Source organism: Bradyrhizobium sp. USDA 4473 (assembly GCF_054063335.1).
Genome location: NZ_JBSSGE010000001.1, coordinates 2,325,746 through 2,342,556 on the forward strand (window position 1 = coordinate 2,325,746; position 16,811 = coordinate 2,342,556).

Here is a 16,811-nt window from a genome sequence, read left to right on the forward strand (position 1 = left end):
AACAGAGCCGCGTGCGCCGCATCACGGCGTCGAATGCGCGGTGGCGCCGAGCCAGGAGCGGAAGGCCGAGAGTTTGGGTGAATCGGCGCGTCCCTGTGGCGAGACCAGGTAGAAGCCCGCATCGGCGGGCAGCGCGATCTTGAAGGGAACCACAAGGCGGCCTTTGGCGATGTCGTCCTGCACATAGGAGGTGCGGCCCATCGCGATGCCGATGCCGTCGATCGCGGCCTGCAGCGTCACGAACAGCAGGTCGAAGGTCACGCCCGGCTGCTTGGAAATATCGGTCGGCAGGCCTGCTGCGGTCAGCCACAGCCGCCAGTCGTCGCTGTTGGCGTTGCTGGTGTGCAGCAGCACGTGATCCCGGAGATCTTCAGGGCATTTCAGCGGCTTGTTTCCCTGCAGCAGCGACGGGCTGCACACCGGAAACAGCTCGTCCGCCATCAGCCAGTCGGCGCGCAGGCCCGGCCATTGGCCGCGGCCATAGCGAATCGCCGCGTCGACCTTGTCGCGCTGGAAGTCGACCAGGCTGGTCGAGGTGGTGATGCGGACGTCGATCCCGGAATGCGCCTCCTGGAACGCCGACAGCCGCGGCAGCAGCCATTTGGCGGCGAGCGATGCCAAGGTCGAGACCGTCAGTACATGATCGTCGTCGCGGCGCAGCAGGCGATCGGTCGCCAGTCTCAGGTCGTTGAAGGCGGCGCGGACGCCGGGAAGGTATTCGGCAGCCTCCGGCGTCAGGCTCAGGGAGCGGTTCTGGCGGATGAACAGGCGGACGCCGAGCTCCTCTTCCAGTCGCCGGATCTGATGGCTGATCGCGGTCTGCGTCACGTTCAGTTCGGACGCCGCGACCGTGAAGCTCATGTGCCGCGCGGCGGCCTCGAAAGCCCTCAGGCCGTTCAGCGAAGGCAGCCGGCTGGTCATCCCTGATTTGCCTCCAAATACATGACTTTAATTCATGCGAAACGGTACAAAGTGTCGTTTGTGAACAAGTCGGATGGCGTAGATATTACTGCCAACAGGTTACCGAGAGGAGCCGCAAATGTCCATTTTCACCCATGAATCGATGACAAATCATCATACGCCAGGGCTTTTGCACCAGGTCGGCGAGACCCTGCATGTGTGGTGGGACCGCTATGAGCGCCGCCGCGAGCTGTCGCAGTGGACCGAGCGCGACCTGCACGACATCGGCATGTCCCGCAGCGACATCGTGTTCGAGACCGAGAAGCCGTTCTGGCGGGCCTGATGGGCCGCCGGAGCGCGACCAACAAAAGTGGACGCCGGTTTTGCGTCCGGTCGCGCTCCAAACTTAAAGCAAGGCGCATGACCCGGCCGCCAAACCGCTTCACACTTTGGCGGGTCATGCGCCGCCCGGCGCTGCTTCCACCGAGGGCGCCGGCCAATTTCTTCACCCGAGGAGCGTGTCATGACTGCGCTGCATCTCGACGATCTCAAGCAATACTCTGATGTGCTGCGCGCCAAGGACGGCAGCGAGATCAAGGTGCGCTTCGTCGAGCCGCGCGACCGCGAGGAGCTGCAGGGCTACATCCGCTCGCTCTCCGCGGCGTCGCGTTACAACCGTTTCCTGGGTGCGCTGAGCGAGCTGCCGAAGCCGGAGCTCGAGCGCTTCATCCATGTCGGCGAGGCTGACCGGTTCACGGTGGTCGCGACGATGCCGGTCGATGGCTTCGAGACCATCGTCGGCGAAGCCCGCTACGCCTTCCATGCCGATACGTCGAGCGTTGAGTTCGGCCTGTCGATCGATGACCGGTGGCAGGGCCACGGCATTGGCAGGGCGCTGTTGAAGAATCTCGAATGCCGTGCGGCGTCCTTTGGAGCCGAGCGCATCTTTGGCGATACGCTGCGATCCAATGCGGCGATGATCGGCCTCGCCCGGAAGTCGGATTACGCTTTCAGTGCTAGTCCCGGCGACTGGAAGCTGGTGCGCTTTGCCAAGGAGATCCACGTCGAACCGCAAGACATTCCCTGTGCCAGCTGGCGGCTTGCCGCCATTTCCCGCTCGGCCGCGATGTCCTCGCTTGCGGTTTGACCGACTAGGCCCGGTTCTGGCCCCTCCAGAACCGGGCCCTTTTCTTTCCGACGCTGTGACCTGTAGCCCGGATGGAGCGAAGCGCAATCCGGGATCGGTTTCACCGCGCCCCGGATTTCGCTTCGCTCCATCCGGCTAGAAGCTCTCCCGTCACGCGACGCTATTCCGTAAAATCCGTCGACGTCGCGACCGCCCGCCATTCCGCGAGCTCTTTCGCAACAAACGCATTCTTCGTCTCGATTCGCTCGACCGTGTCGCTGCCGAGCGGCAGCCGCAGCGGCGGGTTCTGCGCGTTGACGAGTTGCAGCATCGCGCCCGCAAGCTTGCGCGGGTCGCCGCGCTGGCCGTGGTTGAACTCGACGGCAGCGGCGCGGGTCTTGCCGACGCTCGCGTGATAATCCTCGATCTGATGCGCGGTGCGCGACAGCGAAGCGTCGTCGAGGAAGTCGGTGCGGAAGAAGCCGGGCTCGACCACGGTCACCTTGATGCCGAGCGGTGCGACTTCGGCCGCCAGTGCCTCGCTGATGCCTTCCACCGCGAATTTGGTCGCGCCGTAGACGCCCCAGCCGGGATAGCCGGTGTAGCCGCCGACCGAGGAGATGTTGATGATGTGGCCGGAGCGCTGCCGGCGCATATGCGGCAGCACCGCGCGGGCAACGCCGAGCAGGCCGAATACGTTGGTGCCGAACAGACGCTGGGTTTCTTCAGCACTGGCTTCCTCGATCGCGCCGAGCAGACCGTAGCCGGCATTGTTGATCAGGATATCGATGCGGCCGAACGTCTTGACCGCTTCGCTCGCCGCAGCGTGAGCTTCGGTCTCGCTGGTGACGTCCAGCCTGGTGGCCAGCAGCCGCTCATGCCGGCCGAGCCGTGCCGCGACGGTTGCGGGGTCGCGGGCGGTCGCAACCACTGCATCACCTGCCTTGAGCGCGGCCTCCGCAATCAGGGCGCCAAATCCCCGGGAAGCTCCTGTGATGAACCAGACACGCATGATCTTGCCCTTTTCTGTTGGGCCCGGCGCAGTGCCAGGCTGATGGGCAAGGGATAGCGTCTCGCCATAATTGAGATAATCCGCTATGAATTTCGTAAGCTGTTGAGAAAAATTCATCAATGCGGATCGATCCCTCCGACCTCGCAACGTTCCTCGCGATCGCCCGCCACAAGAGCTTTCGCGCGGCGGCGACCGAGCTTGGCGTGTCGGCCTCGGCGCTGTCGCATGCGCTGCGCAATATCGAGGAGCGGCTCGATCTGCGCCTCGTCAACCGCACCACCCGCAGCGTCGCGCTGACCGAGGCCGGCGAGCTCTTGTTCGCGCGGATCAGCCCGGCGTTCCGCGACATCGACGACGCGCTGGAGGATCTCAACAATTTTCGCGGACGTCCGGCGGGCACGCTGCGCTTCACCGCGGCGCGCCAGTCGGCGCAGCTGGTGCTGCTGCCGATCGTCACGCACTTCCTGAAGGCGTTTCCCGACATCAGCGTCGAAATCATGATCAACGACGCGCTGATCGACATGGTCGCCGCGGGCTTCGACGCCGGCGTCCGCTTCGGCGAGACCATTGCCGCCGATATGATCGCGGTCCCGATCGGTCCGCGGCATCGCTTCGCCGTGGTCGGCGCGCCGGGCTATTTCAAGGTCCACAAGCCGCCGGTCACGCCGCATGATCTGAGGGGATTGCCCTGCATCCGCTATCGATTCACCTCAGGTGCGGTCTATCGTTGGGAGTTCGAACGCGGCGGCATCGAGGTCGATATCGACGTCGCGGGACCGCTGACGTTGAACGACCAGGACCTGATGGTCGATGCGGCGCTCGACGGAGCGGGGCTCGCTTACGTGTTCGAGGCGCAGGTCGAGACGCTGATCGCGAAAAAGAAGCTGGTGCGCGTGCTGGCCGACTGGTGTCCGGCCTATCCCGGCTTCTTCCTCTATTACCCCAGCCGCCGCCAATTGCCGGCTGCGCTGCGCGCGTTCGTGGATTTTTCGCGCAGCCAACATCCGTAGCCCGGATGGAGCGTAGCGCAATCCGGGGAGGCTCTATCCACGGCCAGACTGATCCCGGATTTCGCTGCGCTCCATCCGGGCTACGCACTTGTGAGCCTCTCCCACAAGCGAGAGGTGACTTCAAAGGCGCTACGCGCTCAGTTCCCCCGAAACACCGGCTTGCGCTTTTCGATGAAGGCCTGCACCGCCTCCTTGTGATCGGCCGTCGTGGTGAGGCGGATCAGCCGCTCGGCCTCGTGGTCGCGCGCGGTGGCGAAATCGAATTGTAGCGCTTCGTCGAGATTGTCCTTCGTGTAGCGCAGCGCCAGTGTCGGGCCTTCGGCGATCGACTTTGCCAGCGCGAACGCTTCGTCCTGGAGTGCTTCGTCAGGCACCACGCGGTTGACGACGCCGATCTGCTCACATCTCGCGGCGTCGACCTTTTCCGAGGTGAACATCAATTCGCGGGCGCGCGAGGTGCCGACCAGTCGCGTCAACAGCCAGGCCATGCCGTAATCGCCGCTCAGCGCCACGCGCAGATAGCCGGTCGAGATGAAGGCGGATTGCGCCGCGATCCGGATATCGCAGGCCATCGCGATCGCAAGCCCGGCGCCGACTGCGGGGCCGGGAAGTGCTGCAATGGTCGGCTTGCGCACCGAGGCGAGCGCGCCGGTCAGCAGGCGCTGGCGCTCCTGCAGATCCGCGACCTTGTCCTCATAGGACATTTCGAGTTTCTTCGGGTCGCGATTGGCGCCCATGCCCTTGACGTTGCCGCCGGCGCAGAACGCCTTGCCGGCGCCGGTGATGAGCAGCACGCCGACCTCGGGATTCTCGCCGCAGGTCCGGATCATCGTGCGCAGCGCCGGCGTCAGCGTGTCCGACAGCGCGTTGCGCGCATCCGGGCGGTTCAGCGTGATGATGGCGACGCGGTCGCGGATCACGCAGAGCAGTTCGTCGGTGCCGGTCTCGATCTTGATTTCGTTCGACATGTTTTCCTTCCCCAGTTCAATCCGTCATTGCGAGCGCAGCGAAGCAATCCATGCCGCCGCAAGTCGAGGAAATGGATTGCTTCGTCGCTTCGCTCCTCGCAATGACGAATGCGGCGGCGATTTAGGCCCATCCTACGTCGATTACATGATCTTCGTCATCTCAAAACTTCTCGACCCAGGGCCGCAATTCCAGCTCCCAGCTCCAGGCGCTGCGCGGCTGTTGCAGCACGTTCCAGTAGCTCAGCGCAATCGCATCGGGATCGAGCATCGAGTCCGGCTTATCGGCGGGCTCGGTGCGGGCGGCGCTGCGGATGCCGCCGTCGATCACGAAATGCGCGACATGGATACCTTGCGGCGATAGTTCGCGCGCCATGCTCTGCGCCAGGCCGCGCAGCGCGAACTTGCCCATCGCGAACGGCGCCGATTGCGCATAGCCCTTGACGCTGGCGGAGGCGCCGGTGAACAGGATCGCACCCTTCCTGTTGGGCAGCATGCGCTTCGCCGCCTCTTGCGCCACCAGGAAGCCGCCGAACGCCGAGACCGCGATCGCCTGCTCGACCTCTGACGGCACGAGTTCGACGAACGGCCCGCGGCTGCGACCACTGGCGTTGTAGACCACGAGATCAGGCGTTCCGACCTCGCGCTCGACCAGGCCGAAAAGCCGCTCGACATCCTCGGCCTTGGTGGTGTCGCAGGCATAGGCCTTCGCGCCGGTTTCGGTGCAGAGCGCGCCGAGCTTCTCGATACTGCGGGCGCCCAGCGCCACGCGAATTCCCTCCCGCGAAAATAGCCGCGTCAGCGAGGCGCTGAGGCCCGCGCCGGCGCCGACGATCAGGGCGATCTTGTATTTTGGAATATCCATTGGGCTTTCCTTTGCTCGGCCGGAGGAGGATAGTCGTGCCCAAACAAATGAGCACCGCAGCCGGGAATTCAATGCAGCCGCACAAGCAGGATCCGAAAACGTCCGCCAGCCAGCCGGGCCTGTTGGCGCCCGACACCACGGGAATGAATTTCTACCGGGCCGATCCGGCGCTATCGGACCTTCTGAAACTGCATCTGCCTGAGGCGTTGTTCCGCCACATCGAGCCGCATCTCGACCGGCTCGGCGGATTGGCCGGCGGCACGCTCGACGAATACGCGCGGCTCGCCGACCGGCATACGCCGGTGCTGCACCAGCGCGACAAGTTCGGCCGCGACGTGCAAACAATCGAATATCATCCGGCCTATCGCGAGCTCGAGAAGGCCGCGTTCGGAGAGTTCGGCATCCATGCGCTGTCGCTCCGCAAGGGGATCATGGGCTGGCCCGACAAATATCCCGTGGTGGCCAAGCACGCCTTCACTTTCCTGTTCAACCAGACCGAATTCGGTATGGGCTGTCCGATTAACGTCACCGACGGATGCGCGAAGCTGCTGGCTAATTTCGGCAGCGAGGCGTTGAAGGCGAAATATTTGGACGGACTGACCCAGACCGACATGAGCAAGCTCACGCAGGGTGGCCAGTTCATGACCGAGAAGGAAGGCGGCTCCGATGTCGGCACACTGACCACCCGCGCCGTGCAGGAGGGCGACCACTGGCGGCTCTATGGCGAGAAGTGGTTCTGCTCGAACGCCGATGCCAAGGTGGTGATGCTGCTGGCGCGCCCCGAGGGCGCGGGGCCGGGCACCAAAGGCGTCGGCCTGTTCCTGATGCCGCGCTTCCTCGACGACGGCTCGCAGAACCACTATCGGATCGTGCGCTTGAAGGACAAGCTCGGCACCCGCTCGATGGCCTCGGGCGAGATCAAGTTCGACGGTGCGATCGCCTACGCCGTCGGCAAGCTCGATCGCGGTTTCGTGCAGATGGCCGAGATGGTGAATTCGTCGCGGCTCTCCAATGGCGTGAAGTCGACCGCGTTGATGCGCCGTGCCTGGCATGATGCGATCACGGTGGCGCGCGGGCGCGTGGTGTTCGGCCAGCGCATCATCGACCTGCCGCTGGCGCGGCGCCAGCTGATGAAGATCATGCTGCCGACCGAGCAGGCGCTGTCGATGAGCTTCCTGACCGCGGACGCGCTCGACCGCGCCGAGGCCGGCAGCCAGGATGCCGCAGCGCTGCTGCGTATCCTGACCCCGACCCTGAAATTCCGCGCCACCCGTGATGCCCGAAAAGTCTGCGGCGACGCGATGGAGATGCGCGGCGGCATCGGCTACATCGAGGAATTCGTCACGCCGCGGCTGCTGCGCGATGCGCATCTCGGTTCGATCTGGGAGGGCACCGGCAACATCGTCGCAATCGATGCGCTGAAGCGTGCGGTGGGACGTCACGGCGCCGACCATGCGCTCGCCGCCGATCTGCATGCGCGGCTCGACGACAGCCCGAATGTGCCGCTGGCGTGGCGCAGCCGGCTGCGCGATCTCAGCGACCGTGCGATCGCGTTTGCGCGCGAGGTCGCAAGCCGTATCGACAATGAGGGCGATGCGCGGCGCGCCACCAGCCTGCTCTATCATGTCGCAAGCGCCGTGGCGCTGGCGTGGGAAGGCGGACGCATCCACGAGATGCGCGGCGACGCGCGCCGGCTGTTGCTGTCGCGGATGGTGATCGATCACCGCGTGATGTCGGGCGATCCGTTCCGACTAACGGAAAATACCGTTCAGCGCAGGATCACAGAGCACCTGCTCGGCGAGCGCGCCGTCGGCATCGCCGAGGTTGGCGAATTGCTCGTCGCAGCGTAGGCTGATCTTCGGCCGCTCACGCAGTCTCACCTCTCCCATCGGGAGAGGTCGGATCGCGCCAGCGATCCGGGTGAGGGGTTGCGCTCCATCGATAGATATGAACCCCTCACCCGGACCGCATCTTCGATGCGCTCCGACCTCTCCCCTTGGGAGAGGTGGAGAGCGGGCACAACAAAAAACATGAGAGGAAATTCCGATGAAGGCCGCCGTCCTGCATGAAGTCAATCAGCCGCTGGTGATCGAGGATGTCAGCGTGCCCAATCCGGGACCGCGCGAGGTCCTGATCCGCACTGCGGTCGCTGGCCTCTGCCATTCCGACCTGCACTTCATGGAAGGCCTTTATCCGCATCCGCTGCCGGCGGTGCTCGGTCATGAATCGGCCGGCGTGGTCGAGAAGGTCGGCTCCGACGTCAACTATGTGAAGCCCGGCGACCACGTCGTGACGTGCCTCTCGGTGTTCTGCGGCACCTGCGACAATTGCACCACCGGCCGCACCGTGCTGTGCACCGACACCACGGTGAAGATGCTGCCGGGCGCCTCCAATCGGCTGTCCTGGGGCAGGAAGGAGAAGCTCAATCAATTTCTCAACCTGTCGTCGTTCGCCGAGCAGATGCTGGTGCATGAGAACGCCATCGTGAAGATCAAGAAGGAGATGCCGCTCGATCTCGCCGCGTTGATCGGCTGCGGCGTCATCACCGGTTACGGCGCGGTGGTGAACACCGCGAAGGTGACCGCGGGCGAGACCGTGGCTGTGATCGGCTGCGGCGGCGTCGGCATGGCCGCGATCAACGGCGCGCAGATCGCCGGCGCCGGCCGCATCATCGCGATCGACACCAATCCGGCCAAGCTGCAACTCGCGACCAAACTGGGCGCCACCGACATCGTGGATCCCGCCCGCGGCGATGTGGTGCAGCAGGTGCGCGAGCTCACCGGCGGCGGCGTGCAGCACTCCTTCGAGGTGCTCGGCCGCAAGGACACCGCCGAGCAGGCCTTCGCCATGCTGGCGGCCGGCGGCACCGCGACCATCGTCGGCATGATCCCGTTCGGCCAGAAGATCGAGCTGCACGGCTTCGACTTCCTGCGCGAGCGCCGCATCCAGGGCTCGTCGATGGGCTCGAACCACTTCCGCGTCGACATGCCGCGCCTGGTCGACTTCTACATGCGCGGCAGGCTGCATCTGGAGGACTGGATCTCGGCCAAGCTGAAGCTCTCCGAGATCAACGAGGGCTTTGCCAACATGAAGGCCGGCAAGACGCTGCGCAGCGTGATCATGTTCGACAGCTAGTTGTCGTCGTCCCGGCTTTCGCCGCGACGACGGTTGAGGGTGTGTCCAGCCTACCGCGCCACGTGCGCGGACACCGCGAGCCATTTCCCGTTCTGCCGCGCCCAGCAGTCGGTGTAGCGGCCATAGGCCTGCTCGCCGTCGGCGTTGAGATAGCTGGTGCGGGCGTGGATGATGGCGAAATCGCCGAGGACGCGGATTTTGACGTCCTCGGCTTTCAGTCCCTTGATCTTCACCGGGATCGCCGTCTGCTTCAGGAATGCGGTGCGGTCGACCAGGCTCTTGTCGGGATTGGTGCAGTAGAAGTCCGGCGCCAGGATCTCGTCAAAGCGCTTGACGTCGCAGTTCTGAACGGAATCGACGTAATCCTTGTTGAGTTTTGTGAGTTCTTCGAGGTCTGTGCTCACCGGTTTCCCCTGTTGTTCGTCATTGCGAGCGCAGCGAAGCAATCCATTTCTCTGCCTGCCGAGATGTGGATTGCTTCGTCGCTTTGCTCCTCGCAATGACGGCGTCTAGAGTCTTCGTGTGTCAATCATCAAACATCTTCGGCGGCACGAAGCCGCCGAATTCGCGCTCGATCAGCTCGGCGAGCTTCAGCGGCGTGCGGTCCTCGAGCCACGGGCCGACGATCTGCACGCCGATCGGCAGTCCGTCGGGCGCAAAGCCGGTCGGGATCGCGGTCGAGGGCAGGCCGGGCAGGGTCGCGATGCCGGGCCAGGCGAGCTGGTCGGTGTAGACGTGCGGCACGCCGTCGATCAGGATCTTGCGCTGCTCCTGGTCGGGCGAATGATCGTGCGGATAGGCCGGCGTCGGCATGATCGGGCAGATCACCGCGTCGAACGATTTGAACAGCTCGCGCCACTGCGCGCGCAACCGCGCACGGCCGCCGTCGGCGATCACCCAGTCGCGATGGCTGAGCGCGATGCCGCGTAGCCGTTCGGCTTGCAGGCTGGTGTTGTCGGCAGGCAGCGCCGCAGCGGCGGCGCAGGCGCCGGCATAGACTTCCGGCGGGAACGTGGCCGCGAGGAACGACAGCAGCATCCGCATATAGAGACGCGAGGAGGCGGCGAAGTCCGGCAGCAGCGGGCTCGCGCGAGAGACCTTCGCGCCGGCCTTGTCGAGGTTGCTGGCGAGCTTGTCGATGCTTCCCCGGATCACCCTGTCGGTCGGCAGCACCGGATCGCTGTCGATAACGAGGATGCGGAAGTCCTTCAGGCTCGCGTGGCGCGCCGCCGGCAGGTCGAGGCGATAGGCCTTGCCCGCTTCGAGCGGATCGGGACCGGCCATCACGTCGAGCACCAGCGCGAGGTCGGCCGCGCCGCGCGACATCGGGCCGATCACCGACAGATCGCGATCGAACGGCAGTGGCGGCAGCGGCGGCGGCGTGTGGCCGCGCGACGGCAGCAGCGCGAAGGTCGGCTTGTGCGCATAGATGCCGCAGTGGAATGCCGGCACCCGCAGCGAGCCGCCGATGTCGGAGCCCAGCGACAGCGCGCCGTAACCCGCAGCGAGCGCGGCCGACGATCCGCCGGAGGAGCCGCCCGGCGTGCGGCCGAGGTCGTAAGGGTTGTTGGTGGTGCCGTAGATCTCGTTATAGCTCTGCCAGTCGGCGAGGCCGACCGGCACGTTGGTCTTGCCGAGGATCACGCCGCCGGCGTCCTTGACCCGCTGAATCGACAGCGCATCCTCCGCCGGAACGAAGTCCTTTTGCGGCGGGAAGCCCCAGGTGGTCGGCAATCCCGCGACGTTGAAGGATTCCTTCACCGTCATGGGAATGGCCGAGCAGCGGCCTGTGCTCGCCGCGCGCGATCGCGGCGTCGGCAGCGCGGGCCGCGTCAAGGCCGCGCTCGAAATCGCGCACGCACACCGCGTTGACCTTGCCGTCATGGCGCTCGATGCGGCCGATCGCATCCTCCGCGAGCTCGATGGCCGAGACCTCTTTCTTGCGCAGCGCCGCCGACAATTCGACGGCGGTCTTGAAACTGTATTGCGATTTGGCCACTGGCATGCTCCCTGATTTTGGCGGCGATCATGCGCAGAATGGAGCCGACGGGCAAGACCGGCTTGATCGCAATTGCGCTAGCCCGGAAGCATGCGCTGCATGATGCGATCGCGGTGGATCAGCAGGTGCACCAGCGCGGTCGCGACATGGATTCCGATCAGCACCAGCAGCGACCATTCCGCGGCCTGATGCAGGCCATCGATCGCCTTGCCTGCCGCGGCATTGTCGGAGGCCAGCATGGGCAGCGGCATCATGTAGAAGAGCGAGATGCCCCAGCCGCGAAACGACGCGAACAGCCAGCCGCTGACCGTCGTTGCCAGCACGAGGACATAGAGCATCCAGTGCACGGCTTCCGAACTCAACCGTTGCCATGCCGGAAGCGAGCTTTCCGGAGCCACCGGGTGCGTCAATCGCCATACGAACCGCAGCACGATCAGCGCCAGGATGACGATACCGAACGAGATGTGGAATGTCATCGCTGCGCCGGGCGTCTGGCCGCGATGAATGTCCGGCATCAGCCAGCCGATCGGGTATTGCACGGCAAGCAGTGCGACGACCGCCCAATGCAGGAGCTTGGCGGTGGTGCCGTAATGCAGACGGTCGGTCATGGACTTTCAACCCGGATCGAGGTCGTCGGTTCAATCTAGAACGGCGCGCCGCGTGCGGACAGATGCGCCAGCGGATTGATGGCGCCGTTGGCGCTTGCCCGCTCGGTTCCCTTGGCGCCCGGTACCGGGAAGGCATATCCGATGATGGTCTTGACGACGAGTCGGTCGGACGCCGGCGTGAGGCCGTAGCCGACACCGAAATTGACGTCGAAATCGCCGAGCTTGAAGTCGGTCACCGCGAACAGCGTATGCTGCTGCTCGGCGAGCGGGCTGAAGGCGCCGATCTTGCCGAGATCGGCGTAATACTCGAGCCCAACGAACAGATCGTCCTTCAGCTTGCGCGCGACGCGCGCCGCCGGTGCAAAATCCGTCTCGCCGTATCTGCCGAAGCCGACATCGACGATCGGGTTGACGATGAATTCGTAATCCGCGTTGCGCACGCCGATGATCGGGCGGATCTCCATGCCGAACCGGGTCTGCGCGAATTTCGGCGTCTCGTAGCTGAACTCGAAATTGATGCCGTAGAACAAATTGCGTTTGTCGGCGTTGGGCGAGACGAACAGGGTACGCAGCTTGACGCCGTCGGAGAGGAATTGCCGGTCCTGGACCGCGAACGGCAGATAAAGCCCGAGCTCCCACCAGTCGGTCATGCCATAGGCAAACTCCGGCGTCCCGTTGAGGCTGTGGTTCGATGGAAAGCCACCGGGGAAGGGCGGGTCCTTCTGGCCGATGCCGACATAGTTGAGATGCTGCTGGATGGTGAACTGCCCGACTTCCGCGATGCCGGCATTGTAGACCTGGATCTCGTCGGTCGCTTGCGCGCGACCGCTCCAGCCGAGCGCCGGCAGCGCCGCAAGAAGCGCTATGATGGCGAGATGCTGGCGCTGTCGCATCTTTCCCTCAAGCCGTTAAGCCGCGCCGATCAAGATGCCGACTGCGAGCACGATCGCGCCGCCCAGCACGATCTGGAACACCGCCTGCAGGAACGGCGTATCCATGTAGCGCGAGCGGATGAAGGCGATCGCCCACAATTCGAAGAACACGACGATGCCGGCGATCGCGGTCGCGATCCAGAACGCATTCGGCCAGGCATCCGGCACCAGATAGGGAATGGTGTGGCCGAGGCCGCCGAGCGTCGTCATCAATCCGCAGGTGAGGCCGCGCAGCCAGGGCGAGCCGCGGCCGGTCAGCGAGCCGTCGTCGGACAGCGCCTCGGCAAAGCCCATGCTGATGCCGGCGCCGATCGACGCGGCCAGCCCGACCAGGAAGGTCTGCCAGTTGTGATGGGTCGCGAAGGCGGCGGCGAACAGCGGCGCCAAGGTCGAGACCGAGCCGTCCATCAGTCCGGCAAGTCCCGGCTGCACATATTGCAGCACGAACATCCGCCGCCGCGTGCGGTCTTCCTCCGCGCGCACATCGGGCTTGAGGATCTCGCCGGTCAGCTTGATCGCGAGCTTCTCGTGGCCTTTCTCCTCCTCGGCGAGATCGCCGAGCAGCCGGCGCACGCCGGTATCCTCGGCCTTCTCGGCCGCCTTGGCGTAGAAGCGTTCGGCCTCCAGCTCCATGGTCTCGACTTCCTTGCGGATGGTGTCGAGCGGCAGGTTCTTGGTCAGCCAGATCGGGCGCCGGCGCAGAAAGCCTTTGACGTCCTCGCGCCGGATCGGCGGCAGATGCGGACCGAAGCGTTGCTCGTAGGTCTCGAGCAGTCGGTGGCGATGGCCGCGCTCCTCCTCTGCCATCTCCTCGAAAATCTTTGCGGTATCGGGATAGCGGCCGGCGAGGTCCTCGGCGAAGGACATGTAGATCCGGCTGTCCTCCTCTTCGGAGGCAATCGCGACCGCCAGCACCTCGCGCTCGGTCAGATCGGCGAAATTCTTCACGGCAACGCCTTATTCATCCAACTTAGAATTAGAATAATTCTAATATTGATCATCGGCGCGCCGGTCAACCGAAAGGGCCATTGGTCGGCACCGTTTTTGATCACGATGAAGGGAACCAGGCGTTTCCGCGCCCGTTCGAGTTCCGGTGCTGATCAGCGGGGGACTCCATGAGCACGGTCAAATATCGCCTGAACGATCCACGCCTGGCGCCGCGGCGGACCAGGCTCGAGATTCCCGGCTGGGCGGGTCAGCGCGAGCCGCGCGCCGACGGCTCACGCGAACAGGTCTGGCATTGCGTGCCGTTCTCGGAGGGTGCGCAATACGGCATCGAGCTGTTCTATCCCTACGACTTCGAGCTGCATGTCACCACGCGCGATGGGCAGCTGCATCTCGATGCCGATTGGGGCGAACCGCCGGACAGCGGCGTGCAATGGCCACCGTTCCGCAATTTCGGCACCACGTTCTATACCTACCAGATCCTGCTCGACCTCAAGGTCGAACCGGGCATGGCGGTCCGCACCGAGCCGCATCCGCGCTTCTATACCGACCGTACCGACACGGTGCCGATCGCCGTTCCGGCGCTGATCCGCAACTGGTGGCCGATGATGTTCTTCTGCGTGTTCAAGGCGCCCGCCGAAGGCCGCACGCACATCTTCCGGCCGAACGAGCCCTTCGCGCAGATCATCGTGATCCCGGAGGAGGCGGGTTTTCAGCTCGAGCCAATGGGCGAGGAGGAAGCCGCCGAACGCGAATTGCAGGCGCGCCGCATCTACAACAGCCGGCCGAAGCTCGCCGCCGGCACGGAATGGACCTCGTCGACCGATACGGTGTTCGACGGCACCTATCGCCATCTGCATCGTGCGGCAAAGGAGAAAGCGCGCGGCGACTGAGACGTCATAGGCTCTTAGACCAAAACAGCGGGGCCTGCGGGCCCCGCTGCCTTATCGCACGTCAGCCGACGCTCAGTAGTCGCGTCGATAGAAGCTGTGGTGATGATGGTGGTGATGGTGATGATATCGCCGATAGCGCGGCACCACGATGACGCGAGGCCCGTAGCCGCGATCATAGTCGCGATAGTAGCCGTGATGGTGGTGGTGATGGTGGTGGTGGTGATGATGATAGAACTGCGCGACTTGCACGTTCTCGCGTGCCTGCGGCGGCGCCGTCTCGTCGAGCGCCTGTAGCTTCGCCGAAGCGTTCGAGATCGGCTCCAGCAGCTCTGCGTAGGAATTCGCCCGCAATACGTCGGTCGGCGCGGGCGCCGGTGCGGCTTGCACCGTTCCGAGCGCACCGAGCGATGCGACCGCGCCCAACAGTCCGGCGATCTTCTTTTCCATAGTCCTCCTCCATGTCAGGTCGCCGGACAAAGGACCGGCTGAGCGCAACGCCGGGTTCCATCGAATGTTCCTCGGAATGTTCCTCGAAATGTCTGGAACATTGCCTGTTGCGTCCGCCGCTATTGCACCGCACGCGCGACGAACTGGAGCAGCAGCCGGCTCACCTCGTCCGGCTGCTCCTGCTGCACCCAGTGGCCGGCGCCGTCGACGAGGTGGCAGCCGATCATGTTGGTGCAGACATTGGTCTGCATCGTCTCGAACACGCCGGGCCGCTGATAGGTGCCCCAATCCTGCTTGCCCGAGATGAACGCCGACGGCTGATCGATGCGGCGGCCGCTCCAGGTCTGCAATTCCGCCGTGAACGCGCCCGACGTGCCACAGCGATACCATTGCAGTCCGCCCTGGAATCCCGTGCGCTGATACTCCGCGCTGTAATAGGCGAGCTCGCGATCCGGCAGCCAAAGGTTGGCGGCGATCGCCTCGCGTGACGGCATCTCTTCGGCCACCGTCGCCGCCATGCCCCTAGCGAGATCCATCACATAATAGGTCGGCAGCTTTGCCAGCTCGCCCGCCGACCAGGATTGCAGCGGGTACGGCTTGTTGTCTTTCCAGTCCGCGCTCTTGTGATGATAGTAGGCGCGCAGGAAATCGTGCACGCCTTGCGGTGCGCGATGCATGTCGTCGTTGGCGGGGCGCGTCGAATAGTACCATTGGTAGTGCTTGCGCGGCCGCGGCAGCGCGGCGAGTTCGCGATGCACGGGGTCTTCGGCCGCTTGCTTCGCCGGTACGTTCGCCGTGTTGAACGGCAGTGCCGGCGGTCCTGCGAACGGCGCGCTCATCATCACCACCGCGCGGAACACGTCGGGCCGGATCAGTGCGCACCATGCCGCGACCGACGAACCGAAATCATGCCCGATCACCGCGTCTACGTGCTTGTAGCCGAACGCTGCGACCAGCCCGAGCGCATCGCGCACCAGGTTGGGCAGGCGGAATGACGCAAGGTCGCCGTCATAATCCGCGCTCCAGCCGGTGGTGCGGCCATAGCCGCGCTGGTCCGGCGCGATCACGTGATAGCCGGCCGCAGCGAGCTTCGGCATCACCTTGCGCCAGGAAAACGCTAATTCCGGAAAGCCGTGCAGCAGCAATAGGCAAGGCCGGCCGGATGTTTCGAAGCCGGCTTCGAGCACATGCATGGTGAGGCCGTTGATGCCATCGACATAGCGCGAGCGGATGGTTGCGGGCAGCGGGACGTCGGGGAGCGTTTCCATCTGAGATCACCTGTTGGGCATCGTCGCACAACCAGCGCATTTTGCTGTATGCTGACGGCCATTGATTCACGATAGCAACTTTGCCCAGGGGATGCATACCGCATGCGCCACGCGAGGATTGCAGAGCTGGCCGGCTCGATGTCGCGTCTCGGCCTGATGATCGTGGCCGCTGGTCTTGTGCTGGTGTCTGCCGTGCGCGCAGCCGACATCAAGGAGCTCACCGAAAAACTGCCGCACGCCTATATCGGCGAGTTCCTGTGGGACGGCGACAATACGGTGCAGAACGTCGTCATCACCTTCGACAAGGTCAAGGCTCTGAACGAGCAGAATGCGGAAGCGCGCGGCTGCGGTTCATATGAAGCTGGGCGTCAGGTGACGAAGATCGGTGTGGAGATGTTCATCCGGCTGTCCGATCTCGAGGTCGAGATTTTTGAGCGGTCGCCCGACGGCAACGGATCGTTCGAGACCGAAGGCAGCCATCGCGGCAAACTGTCGGACGATCTTCAGCGGATCGATGCGCAGTGGACCACCACCGCCAATGGCAAGCACGGCCAACTGCATCTGCGCGCTGCGGCTTCCGCCGCCTGCGAGCCGGCGGCGGAGTTGTAGGTCAGATTGGAGTTGTCGAGCGCGATCAGCTTCGTCGGGTGGGCAAAGCGTTAGCGTGCCCACCATCGCGAGCAGAGCATGGAGGGTGGGCACGGCG

19 protein-coding genes are annotated in these 16,811 nt (G+C 64.5%); 8 read left to right on the top strand and 11 right to left on the bottom strand.

Translation table 11 applies throughout. The features are described 5' to 3' along the window. Nucleotides 1-21: 21 nt before the first annotated feature. Entirely contained in the window at nucleotides 22-921 is a 900-nt protein-coding gene (locus ACVW17_RS10815; protein WP_456751872.1) for a transcriptional regulator GcvA, read from the bottom strand. A gap of 118 nt (nucleotides 922-1,039) precedes the next feature. Here ACVW17_RS10815 and ACVW17_RS10820 point away from each other — a divergent pair, with 118 nt between their 5' ends. Further along, on the top strand, nucleotides 1,040-1,243 hold the full coding sequence (locus tag ACVW17_RS10820) for a DUF1127 domain-containing protein (protein WP_456751873.1): 204 nt from the start codon (nucleotides 1,040-1,042) through the stop codon (nucleotides 1,241-1,243). Nucleotides 1,244-1,423: 180 nt separating this feature from the next. Continuing rightward, nucleotides 1,424-2,047 (top strand): N-acetyltransferase family protein, encoded by a 624-nt coding sequence (locus ACVW17_RS10825; RefSeq protein WP_456797102.1) that lies wholly within the window; start codon nucleotides 1,424-1,426, stop codon nucleotides 2,045-2,047. A 160-nt stretch (nucleotides 2,048-2,207) separates the two neighbouring features. Here ACVW17_RS10825 and ACVW17_RS10830 read toward each other — a convergent pair whose 3' ends face one another. Then, nucleotides 2,208-3,038 carry an oxidoreductase gene (locus ACVW17_RS10830; protein ID WP_456751875.1) on the bottom strand — a complete coding sequence of 277 codons (831 nt, stop codon included), beginning with the start codon at nucleotides 3,036-3,038 and terminating at the stop codon, nucleotides 2,208-2,210. A 119-nt stretch (nucleotides 3,039-3,157) separates the two neighbouring features. Here ACVW17_RS10830 and ACVW17_RS10835 point away from each other — a divergent pair, with 119 nt between their 5' ends. Next, complete coding sequence (locus ACVW17_RS10835; protein WP_456751876.1) at nucleotides 3,158-4,048, top strand: LysR family transcriptional regulator; 891 nt, start codon at nucleotides 3,158-3,160, stop codon at nucleotides 4,046-4,048. A 137-nt stretch (nucleotides 4,049-4,185) separates the two neighbouring features. Here ACVW17_RS10835 and ACVW17_RS10840 read toward each other — a convergent pair whose 3' ends face one another. Both ACVW17_RS10840 and ACVW17_RS10845 read right to left on the bottom strand, forming a co-directional pair. Continuing rightward, nucleotides 4,186-5,016, bottom strand: coding sequence for an enoyl-CoA hydratase (locus ACVW17_RS10840; protein WP_456751877.1), 831 nt, complete (start codon nucleotides 5,014-5,016; stop codon nucleotides 4,186-4,188). A 160-nt stretch (nucleotides 5,017-5,176) separates the two neighbouring features. Then, nucleotides 5,177-5,878 carry an SDR family NAD(P)-dependent oxidoreductase gene (locus ACVW17_RS10845; RefSeq protein ID WP_456751878.1) on the bottom strand — a complete coding sequence of 234 codons (702 nt, stop codon included), beginning with the start codon at nucleotides 5,876-5,878 and terminating at the stop codon, nucleotides 5,177-5,179. A gap of 71 nt (nucleotides 5,879-5,949) precedes the next feature. On the opposite strand from ACVW17_RS10845, the gene ACVW17_RS10850 reads away from it, so the two are divergent. Beyond that, nucleotides 5,950-7,728, top strand: a complete 1,779-nt coding sequence (locus ACVW17_RS10850; RefSeq protein ID WP_456756396.1) for an acyl-CoA dehydrogenase family protein — start codon at nucleotides 5,950-5,952, stop codon at nucleotides 7,726-7,728. Between the two features lie 196 nt (nucleotides 7,729-7,924). After that, the gene (locus tag ACVW17_RS10855) at nucleotides 7,925-9,013 is read left to right on the top strand and encodes a Zn-dependent alcohol dehydrogenase (RefSeq protein ID WP_021081445.1); all 1,089 of its coding nucleotides are present in this window, start codon (nucleotides 7,925-7,927) and stop codon (nucleotides 9,011-9,013) included. 50 nt (nucleotides 9,014-9,063) lie between these two features. On the opposite strand, the gene ACVW17_RS10860 is transcribed toward ACVW17_RS10855, so the two are convergent. Continuing rightward, the gene (locus tag ACVW17_RS10860) at nucleotides 9,064-9,417 is read right to left on the bottom strand and encodes a nuclear transport factor 2 family protein (protein WP_456751879.1); all 354 of its coding nucleotides are present in this window, start codon (nucleotides 9,415-9,417) and stop codon (nucleotides 9,064-9,066) included. Nucleotides 9,418-9,538: 121 nt separating this feature from the next. Next, nucleotides 9,539-10,849, bottom strand: coding sequence for an amidase (locus tag ACVW17_RS10865; protein WP_456797103.1), 1,311 nt, complete (start codon nucleotides 10,847-10,849; stop codon nucleotides 9,539-9,541). Between ACVW17_RS10865 and ACVW17_RS10870 the strand changes: the two genes are divergently transcribed. Continuing rightward, complete coding sequence (locus tag ACVW17_RS10870; RefSeq protein ID WP_456799032.1) at nucleotides 10,737-11,027, top strand: hypothetical protein; 291 nt, start codon at nucleotides 10,737-10,739, stop codon at nucleotides 11,025-11,027. The two genes, ACVW17_RS10865 and ACVW17_RS10870, sit on opposite strands and share 113 nt — an antisense overlap. 62 nt (nucleotides 11,028-11,089) lie before the next feature. Here ACVW17_RS10870 and ACVW17_RS10875 read toward each other — a convergent pair whose 3' ends face one another. Genes ACVW17_RS10875 through mbfA form a run of 3 tightly spaced genes read right to left on the bottom strand, consistent with a single transcriptional unit; the run spans nucleotide 11,090 to nucleotide 13,500 of the window. Further along, complete coding sequence (locus ACVW17_RS10875) at nucleotides 11,090-11,620, bottom strand: cytochrome b (RefSeq protein ID WP_456751881.1); 531 nt, start codon at nucleotides 11,618-11,620, stop codon at nucleotides 11,090-11,092. Between the two features lie 35 nt (nucleotides 11,621-11,655). After that, nucleotides 11,656-12,513 (bottom strand): hypothetical protein, encoded by an 858-nt coding sequence (locus ACVW17_RS10880; protein ID WP_456751882.1) that lies wholly within the window; start codon nucleotides 12,511-12,513, stop codon nucleotides 11,656-11,658. A gap of 15 nt (nucleotides 12,514-12,528) precedes the next feature. After that, nucleotides 12,529-13,500, bottom strand: a complete 972-nt coding sequence (mbfA, locus tag ACVW17_RS10885; RefSeq protein WP_456751883.1) for an iron exporter MbfA — start codon at nucleotides 13,498-13,500, stop codon at nucleotides 12,529-12,531. Between the two features lie 167 nt (nucleotides 13,501-13,667). On the opposite strand from mbfA, the gene ACVW17_RS10890 reads away from it, so the two are divergent. Further along, nucleotides 13,668-14,390 carry a hypothetical protein gene (locus ACVW17_RS10890; RefSeq protein WP_456751884.1) on the top strand — a complete coding sequence of 241 codons (723 nt, stop codon included), beginning with the start codon at nucleotides 13,668-13,670 and terminating at the stop codon, nucleotides 14,388-14,390. 72 nt (nucleotides 14,391-14,462) lie between these two features. Here the strand turns inward: ACVW17_RS10890 and ACVW17_RS10895 are convergent, their stop codons facing one another. Together ACVW17_RS10895 and ACVW17_RS10900 are read right to left on the bottom strand one after the other, a co-directional pair. After that, the gene (locus ACVW17_RS10895) at nucleotides 14,463-14,837 is read right to left on the bottom strand and encodes a hypothetical protein (protein ID WP_456751885.1); all 375 of its coding nucleotides are present in this window, start codon (nucleotides 14,835-14,837) and stop codon (nucleotides 14,463-14,465) included. Between the two features lie 119 nt (nucleotides 14,838-14,956). Beyond that, nucleotides 14,957-16,105 carry an alpha/beta fold hydrolase gene (locus ACVW17_RS10900; protein ID WP_456751886.1) on the bottom strand — a complete coding sequence of 383 codons (1,149 nt, stop codon included), beginning with the start codon at nucleotides 16,103-16,105 and terminating at the stop codon, nucleotides 14,957-14,959. Between the two features lie 102 nt (nucleotides 16,106-16,207). On the opposite strand from ACVW17_RS10900, the gene ACVW17_RS10905 reads away from it, so the two are divergent. Then, nucleotides 16,208-16,714, top strand: coding sequence for a hypothetical protein (locus ACVW17_RS10905; RefSeq protein WP_456751887.1), 507 nt, complete (start codon nucleotides 16,208-16,210; stop codon nucleotides 16,712-16,714). Nucleotides 16,715-16,811: the final 97 nt, after the last annotated feature.

What these genes read in the sequence shown, in the direction of transcription:
- ACVW17_RS10815 (WP_456751872.1), bottom strand. Translation starts at nt 921, where the DNA reads ATGACCAGCCGGCTGCCTTCGCTGAACGGCCTGAGGGCTTTCGAGGCC.
- ACVW17_RS10820 (WP_456751873.1), top strand. Translation starts at nt 1,040, where the DNA reads ATGTCCATTTTCACCCATGAATCGATGACAAATCATCATACGCCAGGG.
- ACVW17_RS10825 (WP_456797102.1), top strand. Translation starts at nt 1,424, where the DNA reads ATGACTGCGCTGCATCTCGACGATCTCAAGCAATACTCTGATGTGCTG.
- ACVW17_RS10830 (WP_456751875.1), bottom strand. Translation starts at nt 3,038, where the DNA reads ATGCGTGTCTGGTTCATCACAGGAGCTTCCCGGGGATTTGGCGCCCTG.
- ACVW17_RS10835 (WP_456751876.1), top strand. Translation starts at nt 3,158, where the DNA reads ATGCGGATCGATCCCTCCGACCTCGCAACGTTCCTCGCGATCGCCCGC.
- ACVW17_RS10840 (WP_456751877.1), bottom strand. Translation starts at nt 5,016, where the DNA reads ATGTCGAACGAAATCAAGATCGAGACCGGCACCGACGAACTGCTCTGC.
- ACVW17_RS10845 (WP_456751878.1), bottom strand. Translation starts at nt 5,878, where the DNA reads ATGGATATTCCAAAATACAAGATCGCCCTGATCGTCGGCGCCGGCGCG.
- ACVW17_RS10850 (WP_456756396.1), top strand. Translation starts at nt 5,950, where the DNA reads ATGCAGCCGCACAAGCAGGATCCGAAAACGTCCGCCAGCCAGCCGGGC.
- ACVW17_RS10855 (WP_021081445.1), top strand. Translation starts at nt 7,925, where the DNA reads ATGAAGGCCGCCGTCCTGCATGAAGTCAATCAGCCGCTGGTGATCGAG.
- ACVW17_RS10875 (WP_456751881.1), bottom strand. Translation starts at nt 11,620, where the DNA reads ATGACCGACCGTCTGCATTACGGCACCACCGCCAAGCTCCTGCATTGG.
- ACVW17_RS10880 (WP_456751882.1), bottom strand. Translation starts at nt 12,513, where the DNA reads ATGCGACAGCGCCAGCATCTCGCCATCATAGCGCTTCTTGCGGCGCTG.
- ACVW17_RS10890 (WP_456751884.1), top strand. Translation starts at nt 13,668, where the DNA reads ATGAGCACGGTCAAATATCGCCTGAACGATCCACGCCTGGCGCCGCGG.
- ACVW17_RS10895 (WP_456751885.1), bottom strand. Translation starts at nt 14,837, where the DNA reads ATGGAAAAGAAGATCGCCGGACTGTTGGGCGCGGTCGCATCGCTCGGT.
- ACVW17_RS10900 (WP_456751886.1), bottom strand. Translation starts at nt 16,105, where the DNA reads ATGGAAACGCTCCCCGACGTCCCGCTGCCCGCAACCATCCGCTCGCGC.
- ACVW17_RS10905 (WP_456751887.1), top strand. Translation starts at nt 16,208, where the DNA reads ATGCGCCACGCGAGGATTGCAGAGCTGGCCGGCTCGATGTCGCGTCTC.